This is a genomic window from Frigoribacterium sp. AC759 (assembly GCF_979256015.1).
In genome coordinates this window covers 1-237 of sequence record NZ_CEEDMT010000192.1, presented here as the reverse complement: position 1 = coordinate 237, position 237 = coordinate 1, and the positions used below count along the sequence as shown (strand labels likewise).

Below are 237 nucleotides of genomic sequence, written 5' to 3'. Positions count from 1 at the left end.
GGTCTGGGCGAGCCGGATCGGCAACGGCGTCGTCGCGCTGGTGGTCAACCTGCTGCGGTCGGTGCCGTTCATCATCCTGCTGATCGTGATGATCCCGATCACCGTGTTGCTGGTCGGAACCTCGCTGGGCGTTATCGGCGCGATCCCGCCGTTGGTGGTGGGCGCGGCACCGTTCTTCGCGCGGCTGGTCGAGACGGCGCTGCGCGAGGTCGATCGCAATACGGTGGAGGCGGTGCA

The 237-nt window shown here is 67.5% G+C and carries 1 pseudogene; it reads left to right on the top strand.

The window, feature by feature from the left end:
* Positions 1 to 237 (top strand): annotated as a pseudogene (locus tag ACZ6JE_RS15615) (ABC transporter permease); the annotation flags it as partial.